This window comes from Pseudomonas sp. CIP-10 (genome assembly GCF_020911845.1).
Classification (GTDB): domain Bacteria; phylum Pseudomonadota; class Gammaproteobacteria; order Pseudomonadales; family Pseudomonadaceae; genus Aquipseudomonas; species Aquipseudomonas alloputida.
Window position 1 is genome coordinate 5,871,699 of the sequence record NZ_CP087160.1, and the last position, 17,599, is coordinate 5,889,297.

The window sequence follows — 17,599 nt, forward strand, 5'->3', positions numbered from 1 at the left end:
TTTTTCAGCTACTAGCATTAGTGACACTAATAATTAGGCGGACAAAAGTCTGACTCAGACGTCAGACGGTCGCGCCACAACGGCCCCATGCCTGTTAGAATGCGCGGCTATTTTCTGGCGACCCCCGGTTTCTAGCATGTCCCGACTCAATCCCCGGCAGCAGGAAGCCCGTGACTATGTCGGCGGCCCTCTTTTGGTGCTCGCCGGTGCAGGTTCGGGCAAGACCAGCGTGATCACGCGCAAGATTGCCCACCTCATCCAGAACTGCGGCATCCGCGCCCAGTACATCGTGGCGATGACCTTCACCAACAAGGCCGCGCGCGAGATGAAGGAGCGGGTCGCCACCTTGCTGCGCCCGGGGGAAGGCCGTGGCCTGACCGTGTGTACGTTCCACAACCTAGGCCTGAACATCATCCGCAAGGAACACGAGCGCCTGGGCTACAAGCCGGGTTTCTCGATCTTCGACGAGTCCGACATCAAGGCGTTGCTGTCGGACATCATGCAGAAGGAATACTCCGGCGACGACGGCATCGACGAGATCAAGAACATGATCGGTGCCTGGAAGAACGACCTGGTCCTGCCGCCAGAAGCCCTGGAAAAGGCGCGCAACCCGCGCGAGCAGACCGCCGCCATCGTCTACACCCACTATCAGCGCACGCTCAAGGCGTTCAACGCGGTGGACTTCGACGACCTGATCCTGCAGCCGGTCAAGCTGTTCCAGGAGCACCCCGAGGTGCTGGAGCGCTGGCAGAACCGCGTGCGCTACCTGCTGGTGGACGAATACCAGGACACCAACGCCAGCCAGTACCTGCTGGTGAAAATGCTGATCGGCATGCGCAACCAGTTCACCGTGGTGGGCGACGACGACCAGTCGATCTACGCCTGGCGGGGTGCACGCCCCGAGAACCTGATGCTGCTCAAGGAGGACTACCCCTCCCTGAAGATCGTCATGCTCGAACAGAACTACCGCTCCACCAGCCGCATCCTGCGCTGCGCCAACGTGTTGATCGCCAACAATCCGCATGCGTTCGAAAAGCAGCTGTGGAGCGAAATGGGCGTGGGCGACGAGATCCGCGTGATCCGCTGCAAGAACGAGGAAGCCGAGGCCGAACGCGTGGCCATGGAAATCCTCACCTTGCACCTGCGCACCAACCGCCCGTACAGCGACTTTGCCATCCTTTACCGCGGCAACTACCAGGCCAAGCTGATCGAACTGAAGCTGCAGCACCACCAGGTGCCGTATCGCCTGTCGGGCGGTAACAGCTTCTTCGGCCGCCAGGAGGTCAAGGACCTGATGGCCTACCTGCGCCTGCTGGTGAACCCGGACGATGACAACGCCTACCTGCGGGTAATCAACGTGCCGCGCCGCGAGATCGGCTCCACCACCCTGGAAAAGCTCGGCAACTACGCCACCGAGCGCGGCATTTCGATGTACGCCGCCAGCGAAGAGCTGGGCCTGGGCGAGCACCTGGACGCGCGCTACACCGAGCGTTTGCAGCGTTTCAAGCACTGGCTGGACGGGGTGCGCCACAAGGTTGCCCTGGAAGACCCGATTGCCGCGCTGCACGAGATGATCCGCGACATCGACTACGAAAACTGGATCCGCCAGCAGACCGCCAGCGACAAAGCTGCCGAGTTCCGCATCAGCAACGTCTGGTTCCTGGTCGAAGCGCTGAAGAACACCCTCGAGAAGGACGAAGAGGGTGACATGACCATCGAGGACGCCATCGGCAAGCTGGTGCTGCGCGACATGCTCGAGCGCCAGCAGGAAGAAGAAGAGAACGCCGAAGGTGTGCAGATGATGACCCTGCATGCCTCCAAGGGCCTGGAATTCCCCTACGTGTTCATCATGGGCATGGAAGAGGAAATCCTCCCGCACCGCTCCAGCATCGAGGCCGACACCATCGAAGAGGAACGCCGCCTGGCCTACGTGGGTATCACCCGCGCGCGCCAGACCCTGGCCTTCACCTTCGCCGCCAAGCGCAAGCAGTACGGTGAAATCATCGACTGCACGCCCAGCCGGTTCCTCGACGAACTGCCACCGGACGACCTGGCCTGGGAGGGCCTGGACGATGCGCCGGTCGAGGTGAAGGCCGCTCGCGGCAACAACGCCCTGGCCGATATCCGGGCAATGCTCAAACGCTGATCAACCATTACTCTTTAACTTTGCCGCCTCCAGCGGCAACCTTTGTTACATCGAGGAAATCACAGTGGAAGCACTGCATCAGAAGATTCGCGAAGAAGGCATCGTGCTTTCCGATCAGGTTCTCAAAGTCGACGCGTTTCTCAACCACCAGATCGATCCGGCGCTGATGCAGCTGATCGGTGACGAGTTTGCCCGCCTGTTCGCCGATGCCGGCGTGACCAAGATCGTCACCATCGAAGCCTCGGGCATTGCCCCGGCGGTGATGACCGGCCTGAAACTGGGTGTGCCGGTCATCTTCGCTCGCAAGCACCAGTCGCTGACCCTGACCGAAAACCTGCTGACCGCCTCGGTGTATTCCTTCACCAAGCAGACCGAGAACACCGTGGCCATTTCGCCGCGTCACCTCAACAGCAGCGACCGCGTGCTGGTAATCGATGACTTCCTGGCCAACGGCAAAGCCTCGCAGGCGCTGATCTCGATCATCAAGCAGGCAGGTGCCACCGTGGCGGGCCTGGGTATCGTGATCGAGAAGTCGTTCCAGGGCGGCCGTGCCGAACTGGACAGCCAGGGCTACCGCGTTGAATCGCTGGCCCGGGTGAAGTCGCTGGAAGGTGGTGTGGTCAGCTTCATCGAATAAGGCCTCACCGCCCCGGCGTAGGAACGGGTTTACCTGCGAATGCGATGGCAGATTCAATATCGCATTCGCGGGTAAACCCGCTCCTACACGGGGCCAGTGTGCGCAAGCGATTAACTTGTAGCCTGTAACCCTGCCAGCAGTAGCCGCTGATAAAGCTCCTCTTTCAACCCTTGCGGAACCTCCAGCCCCATCCGCGCCAGATGCCGCTCATACCCTTCCGGCCCCGGTGCATCCAACGCTGCCTTGCCCAGCTCCAGCACCTCGCTCAGCTTGAACTTGCTCTTCAACCAGTTCAGCGCTCGCAACAGATCCCGCTCCTCGGCCGTAAAGTCCGTGCCCATCGGATACTCCGGGAACAGCCGCGCATGCTGTGCCCTGATCGCCTCCAGGCGTTGCGGGGTATTGTCGGTAAAGCGCGCCTCCAGCTGAAAGTCGTCGGCAAGCTTGCCAGCGTCTTTGGCCTGCTTGATCAGGCCCGGCTGGAACCGCGAATCGCTCACCGCCAACAACCGCGCAATCACTTCGCTGTCAGTCTGCCCACGCAAGTCAGCAATGCCGTACTCGGTCACCACGATATCGCGCAGGTGCCGGGGAATGGTGCAGTGGCCATAGGTCCAGAACAGGTTCGAGGTCACCTCCCCGCCTGCCTCGCGCCAGCTGCGCAAGAGCAGGATCGAACGCCCGCCCTCCAGCGCATGGCCCTGGGCAACGAAGTTGTACTGCCCGCCCACGCCACTGAGCACGCGGCCGTCTTCCAGCTGGTCGGCCACCCCGGCGCCGAGCAGGGTCATGCCAAACGCGGTGTTGATGAAGCGCGCATCACGACGTTGTCGGCGCTTGAGTGCCTCCTGCCCATAGAGCTCGTTGATGAAGCTGATACGGGTCATGACAAACTGCGCGCGCTGCTCCAGCGGCATCTCGCGCAAGCGCTGGTAGAACGCTTGCGGGCCGAGGAAAAAGCCGCCATGCAGTATTGCGCCCTGCTCGTCCGCCGGGCGTCGTAGCAGCCCTGCTTCGGCCAGCACCAGCAGGCCGTTGACGAACATCTCGCTGCAGCCGTACAAGCCGTGGGTAAGGGTGTCCAGGCCCCCTTCTCGCTCGATCAACGCCTGCCACGGTCCGACATCCAGCGCCTTGAGCACCGCACGGTAACCGGCGTTGTCGCCCTGACGTGCCAGCAATGCCGCGGCAACCGCGTCGCCCATGGCACCAATGCCGATCTGCAGCGTACCGCCATCGCGTACCAGGCTGCTGGCGTGCAGGCCGATGCAGTGGTCCTGAATGCCAACCGGCATGTTTGGTGTGGAAAACAGCCGGCGTTGCTCGACTTCATCGAGCAGCAGGTCGAAGGCATCGATGGGCAGCTCGGCATCGCCTGGCATGTAGGGCAGTTCGGCATGCACCTGGCCCAGCATGAGGATGGTTTCGCCTGCAGCGCGGCGCTTGGTGATCATCGGCAGCAGGTCGAGGGTGATGTCTGGGTTGCAGGCCAGGCTCAGGTGCACGGGCTTTTCAGGGGTGGCGGCCACCAACTGGGCGATCAGGTTCAGGCCTTTGGCGTTGATATCCCGTGCGGCATGGCTGTAGTTGCTGCTGACGTAGTCCTGCTGCGCCGATTCGCTGTGCAGCAGGCTGCCAGGCTGCATGAAGAACTGTTCGACCCGAATATTGGGTGGCAACGTGTCGTTGCGCAGGTCTGCAAGGTAACTGAGCTCTTCGTAGTCAGCGAAGACACGCTCGACGAAGGGTTCGAGAAAGCGCCGCTGCAGGCCATCGCCCAGTGGCGGGCGGCCGAGGGAAAGTGCGGTATAGATGGTCAGGCGCCGTTCGGGCAGCTCGCGTACGCGGGCGTAAAGCGCGTTGACGAAGGCATTGGGTTTGCCCAGGCCCAAAGGCAGCCCCATGTGGATATGGGTTGGCAGCCGGGACAAAACCTGCTCGACAGCCTGGTCGATGGCGCAGAGGTGCATCTGGGCCTCCTGAAACATCCATGGGTTCAGGGGTTGGACATAGGGCTGAAGTAATTGGTTGCCTGTACCGGCCCTTTCGCGGGCAAGCCCGCTCCCACAGGATTAACACAACCTTCAGGTCCTGTGGGGTACCTGTGAGAGCGGGCTTGCCCGCGAAGAGGCCGGCCCAGGCAACAAAAAAACAAAGCCCGCCATCAACGGCGGGCCTCATGCAATTCAGCTGTAAATCACAACCCGGACATTTTCTTGATCGCCCCTTTCAGGTCTTCATCCGAGCAGTCTGCACAGGTGCCCTTTGGCGGCATGGCGTTGATGCCAGTAATGGCCTTGGCCAGGATGCCATCCAGGCCGCCCTGGTGGTCGGCGCGTTCTTTCCACGCGGCGGTGTCACCAATTTTAGGCGCGCCGAGCAAGCCGCTGCCATGGCAGGCATTGCAGTGCTTGGCGATGATTTCATCCGGCGTCTTGGCTCCCCCGCCACCCGCTGCAGCGGCCACTTCCATGCCTTTGCACTCCTGGCCCTGGACGCACACCTGGCCAACCGGCTCCAGGCGTTTGGCGATGTCGTCATTGGTCGCAGCGGTTGCGCTCATTGCCCAGAGGGCGAATACGGCTGCTGGTACGGCCAGCATCTTCTTGATTTGATTCACGCGAACACCCTCATGGTGGCTAATCACGCTCGCGGCCACGGATCGGCGAGCGTTGAAAAGTATAGCGGGAACCCAGAGGCCGTGAAACGACCCCACACAGGAAAGGGGTATTGCCGAATCAATGCACTGCGCTGGATCAAAAGTTTGAAGGCGTCGCCGCACTGATCAGCCGCGCCGGCTGGTCGAATGGGTTGCGGAAGCGGTGCGGGCGGGTGCTTTCGAAGTAGTAGCTGTCGCCTTCTTCGAGAACGAAAATCTCGTTGCCGACCACCAGTTCCAGGCGGCCTTCAAGCAGGATACCGGTCTCCTCGCCGTCGTGGGTCAGCATCTCGGCACCGGTGTCCGCACCTGGCGGGTACACCTCGGTCAGAAAAGCGATGGCACGGTTGGGGTGCGACTTGCCCACCAGCTTCATGGTCACCGCACCGTCCGAGATATCGATCAGCTCGTGGGCCTTGTAGACGATCTGAGTCGGGCTTTGCGGCTCCAGCTCGACCGAAAAGAATTCGACCATGGACATGGGAATGCCGCTCAGCACTTTGCGCAGCGAGCTGATAGAGGGGCTTACGCTGTTCTTCTCGATCATCGAGATGGTGCTGTTGGTCACGCCAGCACGCTTGGCGAGTTCGCGCTGCGACAGGCCCTTGAGCTTGCGGATGGCTTGCAGTCGTTCGCCGACGTCCAAAGCTGGAGCCTCCTGAAACGGTGAAAGGGGGGTGGATGTGAACGATATCATGGCAATGCCGTTCAGTATTTACAACACACCGCCCCCAACCTGTCCGCTTCAGCGTCTCATTCGCCGACGTAGTCCCGTGGTACTCGCTTCAGGTTGCAGAAGATCTGGTACGGAATGGTGCCCGCCTGTGCGGCCACTTCACTGGCCAGCACCTGCTTGCCCCAGAGTTCGACCGGGCTGCCGACAGTGGCTTGCGGTACGTCGGTGAGGTCGATGCTGAGCATGTCCATCGACACCCGGCCGATCAGGTGGGTACGCTTGCCGGCGACCAGCACTGGGGTGCCGTTGGGCGCCTGGCGCGGGTAGCCATCGGCATAGCCCATGGCGACCACACCCACGCGGGTCGGCCGAGGGCTGACGAACTTGGCACCATAGCCCACCGGCTCGCCGGCAGGCAGCTCGCGCACGCTGATCACCCGCGATTGCAGGGTCATCACCGGTTGCAGGCGTGCGGCCTCGGCCTGCGCCACTTCGAACGGCGTGGCGCCGTACAGCATCAGGCCTGGGCGTACCCAGTCGCTGGGCGCTTGCGGCCAGCCCAGCACGCCGGGTGAGTTACGCAGGCTGCATTCGGCGGCCAGGCCCTGTCGGGCAGCTTCGAACACGGCAATTTGCTGGGCGGTAGCGTCAGCGTCCAGTTCGTCGGCGCGAGCGAAGTGGCTCATCAACACGATGCGCGAAACCTTGCCACTGGCCAGCAGTCGCTGGTAGGCATCGTGGTAGTCCTTGGGGTGCAGGCCAACGCGGTGCATGCCACTGTCCAGCTTCAGCCAGACGGTGAGCGGCTTGTGCAGCGGGGTTTTCTCGATGGCTTCCAGCTGCCACAGCGAGTGCACCACGCACCACAGGTCGTGCTCGGCGATCAGTGCCAGTTCGCTGGCTTCGAAAAAACCTTCCAGCAGCAGCACCGGGGCATTGATACCGGCGGCGCGCAGTTCCAGTGCCTCCTCGATGCAGGCCACCGCAAAGCCGTCGGCCTCGGCCTCCAAGGCCAGGGCGCAGCGCACGGCGCCGTGGCCATAGGCGTCGGCCTTGATCACGGCGAGGGCTTTGGCACCGGTCAGTTCACGGGCCAGACGGTAGTTGTGGCGCAGGGCCTGGAGGTCGATCAGGGCGCGGGCGGGACGCATGGCGGCTGCCTTATGGTGGTTCGGGTTGAAATCGGTGGTGGATTCTTCGCGGGCTTGCCCGCTCCCACAGGTCGTGCACAGCTTTCAAAAGCGGTGGTGTTCCTGCGGGAGCGGGCAAGCCCGCCAATGGGCCGGCACAGGCTATTACTGCTGGTGAGCCGGCGCGCTTTGCCCGTGCTTGGCCACTTCCCGGCTGTTGCCATACCGGGAGATATCCAGGCCTTCGGCACTGATCTGCGGCTTCTTGCGCGCAATCAGGTCGGCCAGCAAGCGACCGGAACCGCACGCCATGGTCCAGCCCAAGGTACCGTGACCGGTGTTCAGGAACAGGTTGCGGAACGCCGTGGCGCCCACGATCGGCGTGCCGTCCGGGGTCGCCGGGCGCAGGCCGGTCCAGAAGCTGGCCTGGCTCAAGTCACCGCCGCGAGGATAAAGGTCGTTGACGATCATCTCCAGTGTTTCGCGCCGGCGCGGGTTCAGCGACAGGTCAAAGCCGGCGATTTCAGCCATCCCGCCAACGCGGATGCGGTTATCGAAACGGGTGATCGCAACCTTGTAGGTCTCGTCGAGAATGGTCGAGGTCGGAGCCATGTCGGCGTTGGTGATCGGCACGGTCAGCGAATAACCTTTCAGCGGGTACACCGGAGCCTTGATGCCCAACGGCTTGAGCATCTGTGGCGAGTAGCTGCCCAGCGCCAGCACGTAGCGGTCTGCCGTCTCCAGCTTGCCGTCGATCCACACGCCATTGATGCGGTCACCGGCGAAGTCCAGGCGCTGGATGTCCTGGCCGAAGCGGAACTCCACGCCCAGCTTCAACGCCATGTCGGCGAGCTTGGTGGTAAACAGCTGGCAGTCGCCAGTCTGGTCGTTCGGCAGGCGCAGGGCGCCGGCCAGGATATCTTTCACGCCGGCCAGGGCGGGTTCGACGCGGGCAATGCCGTCGCGGTCGAGCAACTCGTAGGGCACACCGGACTGTTCGAGTACGGCAATGTCCTTGGCCGCAGCATCGACCTGGGCCTGGGTGCGGAACAGCTGGGTGGTACCCAGGCTGCGGTTTTCGTAGTTGATGCCGGTTTCGGCGCGCAGTTCGTCGAGGCAGTCACGGCTGTACTCGGACAGGCGCACCATACGCTCCTTGTTCACCGCGTAGCGGCTGGCGGTGCAGTTGCGCAGCATCTGTGCCATCCACAGGTACTGGTCGACATCGCCCGTGAGCTTGATGGCCAGGGGAGCGTGACGCTCCAGCAGCCATTTGATGGCTTTGAGCGGTACACCAGGGGCAGCCCAGGGCGAGGCATAGCCGGGCGAGATCTGGCCGGCGTTGGCAAAGCTGGTTTCCATGGCCACCGCTGGCTGGCGGTCGACCACCGTCACTTCGAAACCTTGCCGGGCCAGGTAGTAGGCACTGGCGGTTCCGATTACACCGCTACCAAGTACCAGAACTCGCATCGTTTTATCCCTCACACGCGGCGCGCCGCACACTTTTATTGAAATGGCATGAATGGGCGCAGTATAGGAATTTGAGACCAGTGCAATTCACTATATAAAAGCCTATTATTGGCGAGAATTCTCGGCAAAATCGCCTTTCACGGAGGGGCATCCCCTATGAGAACCCAGCACCAGACCAAGCGTGAACTGGACAAGATCGACCGCAACATCCTGCGTATCCTGCAGAATGACGGGCGTATTTCCTTCACCGAACTGGGCGAGAAAGTTGGGCTGTCCACCACCCCTTGTACCGAGCGGGTTCGCCGCCTCGAGCGCGAGGGCATCATCATGGGCTACAACGCCCGCCTGAACCCGCAGCACCTCAAGGGCAGCCTGCTGGTGTTCGTGGAAATCAGCCTGGACTACAAGTCAGGCGATACCTTCGAGGAGTTCCGCCGCGCGGTCTTGAAGCTGCCCCACGTGCTGGAATGCCACCTGGTGTCGGGCGACTTCGACTACCTGGTGAAAGCGCGTATTTCGGAAATGGCCTCGTACCGCAAGCTGCTCGGGGACATCCTGCTGAAACTGCCGCACGTGCGCGAATCGAAGAGCTACATCGTAATGGAAGAGGTGAAGGAGAGCCTCTGCCTGCCGATCCCGGACTGAGGCTAGACCAGCACCTGGCGGGTGGTGGCAATGAACTGGTGGACCAACTGTTCAGCGGCGGGGTCGATCATCGGTTCAGGGCCACGACCCCGCGGGCAGGCCATGCGCGGGGTGGTACCGAACAGCCGGCAGATCATCGGCCGCTCTTCATACACCGTGCAGCCGTTGGGGCCCAGGTGCACGCAGTCCAGACGCTCCAGAGCAGCGTCCTGCTCGGCCTGGGACTTGCGCGGCAGCCGGGCCATTTCTTCCGCCGAGGTGGTGACCGGGCCGCAGCAGTCGTGGCAGCCGGGCTCGCACTCGAAAGAGGGGATGAGTTCGCGCAGGAAGTGGATCTTGTGGCGGTTACAGGACATGACGGGATACAAGCTGACAAAAGTGATTGGATTATAGGCTTATTCGCGGGCTCACCCGCGAACGAGCATGAAGCCCTCGCTGGTTGCCCGGCCGCGATGGCACAGCTTATCCTCGTCCCCCCTCCATTTTTCAGGGCCGCCCCAATGATCCACAGCGCGCAGCACGCCGCCTCCTATTACGCCGCCAGCAGCGCGCCACACCCCGACCACGCCTACCTGCAAGGCGAACACAACGCCGACGTGTGCATCATCGGCGGCGGCTACTCCGGCCTGAACACCGCCATCGAGCTGGCCGAGCGTGGTTTCTCGGTCATCCTGCTGGAAGCGCGCAAACTTGGCTGGGGCGCCAGTGGGCGCAATGGCGGGCAACTGATCCGAGGGGTCGGCCATGGTCTGGAGCAGTTCCTCCCGGTCATCGGCGAAGAAGGCGTGCGCACCATGAAACTGATGGGCCTGGAGGCCGTACAGATCGTGCGCGAGCGGGTTGAAAAGCATGCCATCGCCTGCGACCTGGCCTGGGGCTACTGCGACCTGGCCAACAAACCCGCCGAGCTGCTGGGCTTTGCCCAAGACGCCGAGGACCTGCGCAGTCTGGGCTATGCACATGAGCTGCGGCTGGTCGGCAAGGACGATATCCACAGCGTGGTCGGTGCCGATTGCTACGTGGGCGGGTTGGTCGACATGGGCTCCGGGCATCTGCATCCGCTCAATCTGGCACTGGGTGAAGCCGCCGCAGCCGCCCGCCTGGGCGTGAAGTTGTTCGAGCAATCCGAAGTCACCCGCATCGACTACGGCACAGAAGTGCAGGTGCATACTGCCCAAGGCCGGGTACGCGCCAAGACCCTGGTACTGTGCTGCAACGCCTACCACAACGACCTCAACCGCGAGCTGGGCGGCAAGGTGCTGCCGGCCGGCAGCTACATCATCGCCACCGAGCCGCTGGGCGAAGAACGCGCACGCGCATTGCTGCCGCAGAATATGGCGGTGTGTGACCAGCGCGTGGCGCTGGACTACTACCGCCTGTCCGCCGACCACCGCCTGCTGTTTGGCGGTGCCTGCCACTATTCAGGCCGCGACCCGAAGGACATCGCCGCCTACATGCGGCCAAAGATGCTCAAGGTGTTCCCACAGCTTGCCGACGTGCGCATCGACTACCAGTGGGGTGGCATGATCGGCATTGGTGCCAATCGCCTGCCGCAGGTTGGCCGCCTGGCCAGCCAGCCGAACGTGTATTACGCCCAGGCCTACTCGGGCCATGGGCTCAACGCCACCCACCTGGCCGCACGCCTGCTGGGTGAAGCCATCAGTGGCCAGGAAAGCGGGCGCTTCGACCTTTTCAACAAAGTGCCGCACATCACCTTCCCTGGCGGCAAGCACCTGCGCTCGCCACTGCTGGCGCTGGGGATGCTGTGGCATCGCCTCAAAGAGCTGACTTGAGAGCTGTGCGGCCCCTGTAGGAGCGGGTTCACCCGCGAACACCGGCGAGGCCGGTGCCATGCTCCGAGCTGCCTGCCTCGCGGGTAGACCTCCTCCCACATGGGCCGCACAATCGTCCAGGCTTGAGCAAACCCTGGGTAACCGTGTCAGTCCTTCCAGAAGGGTTTCCGCCCTTCTATCCGGGCCTGCTCCCAGCTCAGCCCGACATCGCGCAACTCGTCATCGGTCAGCTGCAGCAACGCCCTGCGGGTATGCCAGCGATGCAGCATCAGCCCCCAACGCCCCAAACCCTCTGGCGCGTTGAACACCTTGGCCTGCTGCCCGGCTTCCAGTTCCTTGGCCAACAGTTGCAAGCGCACATCGCTCATGCCACCCATCACCGCATCCTCCCGTTCAGTGGTTACCATGGAGAAAGCATGCGCGTCGGCACCCTCGACAATACAGATCCAATACAGCCTTATTATTCCCATACAGAATTGGCCGCTGGCCGACTGAATGCTGTATTTTCGGGCCAACTGTACCGGTCGCTATGCCAATGCAGCGCAGGAGTATGCCGTGACCCTCTACCTGAATCTCGCCGAAATACTCGGCGCCCGCATCGAGCAGGGCCTCTATCGCCCTGGCCAGCGCCTGCCGTCTGTACGCGCACTGAGTGAGGAGCATGGGGTCAGCCTGAGCACCGTGCAGCAGGCCTATCGCATGCTCGAAGACAGCGGCATGGTCTCGCCGCGGCCCAAGTCCGGCTACTTCGTCAGCGACCAACGGCAGTTGCCGGCACTGCCCGCAGTCAGCCGCCCAGCCCAGCGCCCGGTGGACATCTCGCAGTGGGAACAGGTGCTGGAGCTGGTGCGCAGTACGCCGCGCCAGGATGTGGTGCAACTCGGCCGCGGCATGCCCGACATCGACAGCCCTACCCTGAAGCCGCTGCTGCGCAGCCTTGCCCAGTTGAGCCGGCGCCAGGACATGCCTGGCCTGTACTACGACAACATCCACGGTAACCTGGCCCTGCGCGAACAGGTGGCCCGGCTGATGCTCGACTCCGGCTGCCGCCTGGGGCCGGCCGACCTGGTGATCACCACCGGCTGCCATGAGGCGCTGTCATGCAGCATCCGCGCGGTCTGCGAGCCAGGCGACATCGTCGCGGTCGACTCGCCCAGCTTCCACGGCGCCATGCAAACCCTCAAAGGCTTGGGCATGAAAGCGCTGGAAATCCCCACGGACCCGGTCACCGGCATCAGCCTGGAGGCGCTGGAGCTGGCCCTGGAGCAGTGGCCGATCAAGCTCATCCAGATCACCCCCAACTGCAACAACCCGCTGGGCTACATCATGCCCGAGGCACGCAAGAAGGCCCTGTTGAGCCTCGCCCAACGCTATGACGTGGCAATTCTGGAAGACGATGTGTACGGCGACCTGGCCTATACCTACCCACGCCCACGCACCCTGAAGTCGTTCGACGACGATGGCCGCGTGCTGCTCTGCAGTTCGTTCTCCAAAACCCTCGCGCCCGGCCTGCGGATCGGCTGGGTGGCGCCCGGGCGCTACCTGGAGCGCGTGCTGCACATGAAATACATCAGCACCGGCAGCACCGCCAGCCAGCCTCAGCTGGCCATCGCCGATTTCATCGCCGCCGGGCACTACCAGCCCCATGTACGGCGCATGCGCAGCCAGTACCAGCGTGGCCGCGACCTGATGAGCGACTGGGTGACCCGCTACTTCCCGGCGGGCACCCGGGTCAGCCGGCCCCAGGGCGGCTTCATGCTGTGGGTGGAATTACCCGAACATCTCGATACGCTTCGGCTGAACCGCGCTTTACTGGAGCAGGGCGTGCAGGTTGCCGTGGGCAGCATTTTTTCGGCCTCGGGCAAGTTCCGCCACTGCCTGCGCATGAATTTCGCCGCCAGGCCAACGCCGCAAATCGAAGCCTCCGTGCGTAAGGTAGGTGAAACCGCCCTTCGTCTACTGGATGACGAAAGCGCCGACGCGTAACTTTGCGCCGCCCGTCACGGTCAAACCCCTAAAGCCCTTGCTGCACAGGACGGTCCACCCTTGAGACTCCAGCGAGCCTTGCCTCTGCTGCTGGTGTTGTTGCTCGGCCTTGCCGGTTGCACAAGCATCAGCGCGCCCCGCGAAACCAGCCAGGCGTTGCCGGCCCACGAATCGGCCTTTGGCCGCTCGGTGCTGCGCCAGGCCGCGCCCTATGGCGGCCGCTCGGGCTTTCGCCTGCTGCCCAACAGCAACGAGGCATTTCGCGCCCGCGCCGAACTGATACGCAACGCCCAGGCGAGCATCGACCTGCAGTACTACATCGTCCACGACGGCCTCAGTACCCGCGCCCTTGTGCATGAACTGCTGCGCGCTGCCGACCGTGGCGTGCGCGTGCGCATCCTGCTCGACGACACCACCAGCGACGGCCTGGACACCGTCATGGGCACCCTTAATGCCCACCCGAACATCCAGATTCGAGTGTTCAACCCACTGCATCTGGGGCGCAGTACCGGCGTTACGCGCGCCGTGGGCCGGCTGTTCAACTTGTCGCGCCAGCACCGGCGCATGCACAACAAGCTGTTCCTGGTGGACAACAGCATGGCCATCGTCGGCGGGCGCAACCTGGGCGACGAGTATTTCGATGCCGAGCCCAACCTCAACTTCACCGACATCGACCTGCTGGGCGTGGGCCCGGTAGCCGAGCAGTTGGGGCACAGCTTCGACCAGTACTGGAACAGCGCCCTCAGCCGGCCGATCACCGACTTCCTCTGGCATGACCCGGATGCCAACGACCTGCGGGCCAGCCGCCAGCGCCTGGAAGTGTCGCTGGCCAAAGCCAGGACCCAGCGCAAGGCCCTGTACGACCGCTTGATGGCCTACCAGTCGCAGCCGCGCCTGGATGTGTGGCGCAACGAGCTGATCTGGGCTCACGCCCAGGCGCTATGGGATGCGCCCAGCAAGGTGTTGGCCGAAGACGAACCGGACCCGCAATTACTGCTGAGCCAGCAACTGGCACCGGACCTGGCTAACGTGCACCGCGAGTTGGTCCTGGCATCGGCCTACTTTGTACCGGGCGAACCGGGGCTGCTGTACCTGACCGGCCGCGCCGACGCTGGCGTTTCGGTGAAGCTGCTGACCAACTCGCTGGAAGCCACCGACGTGCCGGCAGTGCATGGAGGCTATGCACCCTATCGTCGTGCCTTGCTTGAGCACGGGGTGCAGCTTTACGAGCTTCGCCGCCAGCCAGGCGACCCCAGCGCGGGGCGACTGGGTTTCCGTGGCAGCTCGGATTCGAGCCTGCACACCAAGGCGATCGTGTTCGACCGGCGCAAGACCTTCATCGGCTCGTTCAACTTCGACCCGCGCTCAGTATTGTGGAACACCGAGGTCGGGGTACTGGTGGACAGCCCGGAGCTGGCCGAATACACCCGCGAGCTGGCCCAGCAGGGTATGGCGCCTGCGCTGAGCTATCAGGTGAAACTGATAGGTAACAAGCTGGTGTGGGCGACCGAGGACAATGGCCGCCGGCACGTGCTGACGTCTGAGCCGGGTGGGGTCTGGCGGCGGCTCAATGCCTGGATCAGCAAGGCGGTTGGCTTGGAGAAGATGCTGTAGCTGCGATTCCGGGGGCCTTGCGGCCCCCAACAATCATCAGGCAGAAACCGGCTCAAAGGCTCCGCGCCGCCGGGTCAATACCACCAACCCCGCAGCCCCGGCCGCCATCAGGAACAGCAACGCATGCCCGCTGATCCACTGGCTCCCCGCCCCCGCCAACAACGGCCCGAGCAAACAGCCAATACCCCACAGCTGAGCCACGTGGGCATTGGCCCGTACCAACTCATCATCGCGGTAGCGCTCACCGATCAGCACCAGCGACAAGGTGAACAGGCCGCCGGCACTGGCGCCGAACAACACCCACAATGGCCAGATAACCGGTGTGTGCAACAGCAGCGGGATCGCCAGGCTGGACACCAGCAGGGTCACCGCACAGCCAGTGAACAAGGTACGTCGCGACATATGGTCGGCCAGCGCGCCGATGGGCAACTGCAGCACCGCATCACCCACCACCACGGTACTCACCATGAACAAGGCGATTTCGGTACTGAAGCCCTGCTGCAGGCAATACACCGGCAGCAACGTGAGGATCATCGCCTCGAACGAGGCGAACAGGGCAATGGCCCAGGCAATTACCGGCAAGCGTCGGCAGAAGGCGAACAGGTCGCCAAAGGTGACACTGCAAGCTTCCGTGCTCGGCGCCCCACCACGCCCCAGCAGAACCAGCGGCGCGGCCAGCAGCAGACCGGTCGCCGCCCAGAAGCCGAAGTCGTCATCAGAGCCAAGGAAACCCAGCACCAACGGCCCGGCCAACTGGCTCAAGGCGTAGCTGCTGCCATACAGCGCCACCAACCGGCCACGCCACTGTTCGACCACCAGTTGGTTGATCCAGCTTTCGCCGAGGATGAACACCACGGTCAGGGACATGCCGATCATCAGCCGCAGCAGCAGCCATAACGGGTAACTAGGCAGCAACGCGAGCAGGCCAATCGACAGCGCCCCGCCCCACAGGCACAGGCGCATCGCCGAAGGTACGCCAACCCAACCTGCCAGGCGGCTGGCCAGGCTGGCGCCGGCCAGTACGCCCAACGCCGGCATTGCCGCCATCACGCCGATGGCGAAGCTGCCGTAGCCCCAGGCCTCCAGGCGCAGGGACACCAGCGGCATGCTCACGCCGAGCGCCAGCCCGACACTGAGCACCGATGCCAGTACGGCGAAGTAGGTACCCCAACGCATTGCAGCCTCCCAGCCAATATTTCCAGGGGCCCATTTGCGGGCAAGCCCGCTCCTGCATCGGTCGCGAAGACCTGCAGGAGCGGGCTTGCCCGCGAAAAGGACCTACCGGGTTACAGCTTGATCCAGGTCGCCTTCAGCTCGGTGTACTTCTCCAGTGCGTGCAGCGACTTGTCACGGCCGTTGCCCGACTGTTTGAAGCCACCGAACGGCGCGGTCATGTCGCCACCATCGTACTGGTTGACCCAGACGCTGCCCGCACGCACGGCACGGGCGGTTTTGTGGGCCTTGGAAATGTCCGAGGTCCAGATACCCGCTGCCAGGCCATACGGGGTGTCGTTGGCAATGGCCACGGCTTCTTCGGCGGTGTCGAAGGCAATCACCGACAGCACCGGGCCGAAGATTTCTTCCTGGGCAATGCGCATGGCGTTAGTCACGCCGTCGAAGATGGTCGGCTCGACGTAGGTGCCACCGGTCTCTTCCAGGGTGCGCTTGCCGCCGGCCAGCAGCTTGGCGCCGTCCTTGTGGCCAGCCTCGATGTACGACAGTACGGTGTTCATCTGCTGGGTATCGACCAAGGCACCGACAGTGGTCTGCGGGTCCAGCGGGTTGCCTGGCTTCCAGCCTTTCAGGGCTTCTACCACCATCGGCAGGAATTTGTCCTTGATCGAACGCTCGACCAGCAGTCGGGAACCTGCAGTGCACACTTCGCCCTGGTTGAAGGCGATGGCGCTGGCGGCGGCTTCGGCGGCAGCTTGCAGGTCCGGGGCATCGGCAAAGACGATGTTCGGGCTCTTGCCACCGGCTTCCAGCCAGATGCGCTTCATGTTCGACTCGCCCGCGTAAACCATCAGCTGCTTGGCGATCTTGGTCGAACCGGTGAACACCAGGGTATCGACGTCCATGTGCAGGGCCAGTGCCTTGCCCACGGTGTGGCCATAGCCTGGCAGCACGTTCAGCACGCCAGCCGGGATACCGGCTTCGATCGCCAGTTGGGCGATGCGGATGGCAGTCAGCGGCGATTTTTCGGACGGCTTGAGCACGACCGAGTTACCGGTGGCCAACGCCGGGCCGAGCTTCCAGCAGGCCATCAGCAGCGGGAAGTTCCAAGGTACGATGGCACCGACCACACCTACCGGCTCGCGAGTAACCAGGCCAAGCTGATCATGCGGGGTCGGGGCAACTTCGTCGTAGACCTTGTCGATGGCTTCGGCAGTCCAGTGGATGGCTTGGGCCGCACCTGGGATGTCGATACTGGAGGAGTCGCCAATCGGCTTGCCCATGTCCAGCGTTTCCAGCAGCGCCAGCTCTTCGACGTTCTTGCGCAGCAGGTCGGCGAAACGGATCAGCTTGGCCTTGCGCTTGGCCGGGGCCAGCTGCGACCACACGCCGGAGTTGAAGGTGGCACGGGCGTTTTCTACAGCGCGGTTGGCATCGGCCAGGTCGCAGCTGGCAACCTTGGCCAGGAAGCGTCCGTCGACCGGGCTCAGGCACTCGAAGGTTTCACCGGATACGGCATCGGTGTATTCGCCGTTGATGAAGGCACGGCCTTCGATCTTCAGTTGCTGGGCACGTTGTTCCCAGTCCGCACGGGTCAGGGTGGTCATACGAAACTCCTCCTCTTGTTTAGGTGCAACGCCGCACTGAGGACTCACAGGCGTTGTCAGAAT

At 63.2% G+C, this 17,599-nt stretch carries 15 protein-coding genes; 6 read left to right on the forward strand and 9 right to left on the reverse strand.

All coding sequences use genetic code 11. The features are described 5' to 3' along the window. Positions 1-136: 136 nt before the first annotated feature. Positions 137-2,146: a DNA helicase Rep gene (gene rep, locus LMH93_RS26405; RefSeq protein WP_003253537.1), complete on the forward strand. Its 2,010-nt coding sequence runs from the start codon at positions 137-139 to the stop codon at positions 2,144-2,146. Positions 2,147-2,210: 64 nt separating this feature from the next. Further along, the gene (locus LMH93_RS26410; RefSeq protein WP_003253535.1) at positions 2,211-2,783 is read left to right on the forward strand and encodes a xanthine phosphoribosyltransferase; all 573 of its coding nucleotides are present in this window, start codon (positions 2,211-2,213) and stop codon (positions 2,781-2,783) included. 110 nt (positions 2,784-2,893) lie between these two features. Here the strand turns inward: LMH93_RS26410 and LMH93_RS26415 are convergent, their stop codons facing one another. The 5 genes from LMH93_RS26415 to dadA form a co-directional block, all read right to left on the reverse strand. Further along, positions 2,894-4,753 (reverse strand): acetyl-CoA hydrolase/transferase C-terminal domain-containing protein, encoded by a 1,860-nt coding sequence (locus LMH93_RS26415; protein WP_230064748.1) that lies wholly within the window; start codon positions 4,751-4,753, stop codon positions 2,894-2,896. Positions 4,754-4,980: 227 nt separating this feature from the next. Next, positions 4,981-5,385, reverse strand: coding sequence for a c-type cytochrome (locus LMH93_RS26420; protein ID WP_033723760.1), 405 nt, complete (start codon positions 5,383-5,385; stop codon positions 4,981-4,983). 154 nt (positions 5,386-5,539) lie between these two features. Further along, complete coding sequence (locus tag LMH93_RS26425; RefSeq protein WP_003253526.1) at positions 5,540-6,088, reverse strand: cupin domain-containing protein; 549 nt, start codon at positions 6,086-6,088, stop codon at positions 5,540-5,542. Positions 6,089-6,195: 107 nt separating this feature from the next. Further along, complete coding sequence (gene alr / locus LMH93_RS26430) at positions 6,196-7,269, reverse strand: alanine racemase (protein WP_003253524.1); 1,074 nt, start codon at positions 7,267-7,269, stop codon at positions 6,196-6,198. Between the two features lie 144 nt (positions 7,270-7,413). Then, a complete protein-coding gene (dadA, locus tag LMH93_RS26435; RefSeq protein WP_003253522.1) occupies positions 7,414-8,718 on the reverse strand; it encodes a D-amino acid dehydrogenase in 1,305 nt (434 codons plus the stop codon). Between the two features lie 156 nt (positions 8,719-8,874). Here dadA and LMH93_RS26440 point away from each other — a divergent pair, with 156 nt between their 5' ends. Continuing rightward, positions 8,875-9,363, forward strand: a complete 489-nt coding sequence (locus LMH93_RS26440; protein WP_003253520.1) for an Lrp/AsnC ligand binding domain-containing protein — start codon at positions 8,875-8,877, stop codon at positions 9,361-9,363. Positions 9,364-9,365: 2 nt separating this feature from the next. Here the strand turns inward: LMH93_RS26440 and LMH93_RS26445 are convergent, their stop codons facing one another. Further along, on the reverse strand, positions 9,366-9,719 hold the full coding sequence (locus LMH93_RS26445; RefSeq protein WP_003253518.1) for a YkgJ family cysteine cluster protein: 354 nt from the start codon (positions 9,717-9,719) through the stop codon (positions 9,366-9,368). 144 nt (positions 9,720-9,863) lie between these two features. On the opposite strand from LMH93_RS26445, the gene LMH93_RS26450 reads away from it, so the two are divergent. Next, a complete protein-coding gene (locus LMH93_RS26450; RefSeq protein ID WP_100773688.1) occupies positions 9,864-11,156 on the forward strand; it encodes an NAD(P)/FAD-dependent oxidoreductase in 1,293 nt (430 codons plus the stop codon). Positions 11,157-11,302: 146 nt separating this feature from the next. On the opposite strand, the gene LMH93_RS26455 is transcribed toward LMH93_RS26450, so the two are convergent. Continuing rightward, a complete protein-coding gene (locus tag LMH93_RS26455; RefSeq protein WP_003253515.1) occupies positions 11,303-11,533 on the reverse strand; it encodes a DUF1127 domain-containing protein in 231 nt (76 codons plus the stop codon). A 178-nt stretch (positions 11,534-11,711) separates the two neighbouring features. On the opposite strand from LMH93_RS26455, the gene LMH93_RS26460 reads away from it, so the two are divergent. Both LMH93_RS26460 and LMH93_RS26465 read left to right on the forward strand, forming a co-directional pair. Next, positions 11,712-13,142, forward strand: coding sequence for an aminotransferase-like domain-containing protein (locus LMH93_RS26460; protein ID WP_230064749.1), 1,431 nt, complete (start codon positions 11,712-11,714; stop codon positions 13,140-13,142). 60 nt (positions 13,143-13,202) lie between these two features. After that, the gene (locus LMH93_RS26465) at positions 13,203-14,756 is read left to right on the forward strand and encodes a phospholipase D family protein (RefSeq protein WP_230064750.1); all 1,554 of its coding nucleotides are present in this window, start codon (positions 13,203-13,205) and stop codon (positions 14,754-14,756) included. 36 nt (positions 14,757-14,792) lie between these two features. Here LMH93_RS26465 and LMH93_RS26470 read toward each other — a convergent pair whose 3' ends face one another. Then, a complete protein-coding gene (locus LMH93_RS26470; RefSeq protein ID WP_003253511.1) occupies positions 14,793-15,932 on the reverse strand; it encodes an MFS transporter in 1,140 nt (379 codons plus the stop codon). 110 nt (positions 15,933-16,042) lie between these two features. After that, on the reverse strand, positions 16,043-17,536 hold the full coding sequence (locus LMH93_RS26475) for an aldehyde dehydrogenase (protein WP_010955785.1): 1,494 nt from the start codon (positions 17,534-17,536) through the stop codon (positions 16,043-16,045). Positions 17,537-17,599 lie beyond the last annotated feature (63 nt).

Coding starts and splice junctions, on each gene's coding strand:
- rep (WP_003253537.1), top strand. CDS start 137: ATGTCCCGACTCAATCCCCGGCAGCAGGAAGCCCGTGACTATGTCGGC.
- LMH93_RS26415 (WP_230064748.1), bottom strand. CDS start 4,753: ATGCACCTCTGCGCCATCGACCAGGCTGTCGAGCAGGTTTTGTCCCGG.
- LMH93_RS26420 (WP_033723760.1), bottom strand. CDS start 5,385: ATGCTGGCCGTACCAGCAGCCGTATTCGCCCTCTGGGCAATGAGCGCA.
- alr (WP_003253524.1), bottom strand. CDS start 7,269: ATGCGTCCCGCCCGCGCCCTGATCGACCTCCAGGCCCTGCGCCACAAC.
- dadA (WP_003253522.1), bottom strand. CDS start 8,718: ATGCGAGTTCTGGTACTTGGTAGCGGTGTAATCGGAACCGCCAGTGCC.
- LMH93_RS26440 (WP_003253520.1), top strand. CDS start 8,875: ATGAGAACCCAGCACCAGACCAAGCGTGAACTGGACAAGATCGACCGC.
- LMH93_RS26445 (WP_003253518.1), bottom strand. CDS start 9,719: ATGTCCTGTAACCGCCACAAGATCCACTTCCTGCGCGAACTCATCCCC.
- LMH93_RS26450 (WP_100773688.1), top strand. CDS start 9,864: ATGATCCACAGCGCGCAGCACGCCGCCTCCTATTACGCCGCCAGCAGC.
- LMH93_RS26455 (WP_003253515.1), bottom strand. CDS start 11,533: ATGGGTGGCATGAGCGATGTGCGCTTGCAACTGTTGGCCAAGGAACTG.
- LMH93_RS26470 (WP_003253511.1), bottom strand. CDS start 15,932: ATGCGTTGGGGTACCTACTTCGCCGTACTGGCATCGGTGCTCAGTGTC.
- LMH93_RS26475 (WP_010955785.1), bottom strand. CDS start 17,536: ATGACCACCCTGACCCGTGCGGACTGGGAACAACGTGCCCAGCAACTG.